1 pseudogene is annotated in these 672 nt (G+C 70.1%); it reads right to left on the reverse strand.

Going from position 1 to position 672, the window contains the following annotated elements:
• Positions 1–672, reverse strand: a pseudogene (locus PV343_RS40215) (nitrite reductase (NAD(P)H)); the annotation flags it as partial.

Raw genomic sequence — 672 nt, forward strand, 5'->3', positions numbered from 1 at the left:
GCTTCCTTCCAGGACGTCTTCAGCGGGCCGCATGCCGATCGACAGCAGCGGCAGGTCGGGCTTCATCTGGTCGCGTTCGGGGACGAAGGCGACGACCGGGTCCGGGGTGTCCGGGGCGTTCACGAAGGACACGAACCGGGCCAGCTTCTCGGGGTCGTCGACGGTCTCGGCCCACTCGTCGCGGTAGTGCGCGACATGGGCCCGCATGAGCTCCTCCAGCTCGTCGCAGATGCCGAGCGAGTCGTGCACCACCACGTCCCGCACGTGGTCCAGGCCGCCCGGGATCCGCTCCAGCCAGGCCGAGGTGCGCTCCAGACGGTCGGCGGTGCGGATGTAGAACATGAGGAACCGGTCGATCAGCCGGACGAGTTCGGCGTCGGACAGGTCCTGTGCCAGCAGGTCGGCGTGGCGCGGGGTCGCGCCGCCGTTGCCGCCGACGTACAGGTTCCACCCGTTGGCGGTGGCGATCACGCCGAAGTCCTTGGACCGGGCCTCGGCGCACTCGCGCTGGCAGCCGGAGACCGCCGACTTCAGTTTGTGCGGGGAGCGCAGTCCCCGGTAGCGCAGCTCCAGGTCGATCGCCATGCGGACCGAGTCCTGCACGCCGTACCGGCACCAGGTGGAGCCCACGCAGGACTTCACCGTGCGCAGCGACTTGCCGTAGGCGTGCCC

This window comes from Streptomyces sp. WI03-4A, from assembly GCF_033792105.1.
GTDB lineage: Bacteria > Actinomycetota > Actinomycetes > Streptomycetales > Streptomycetaceae > Streptomyces > Streptomyces collinus_A.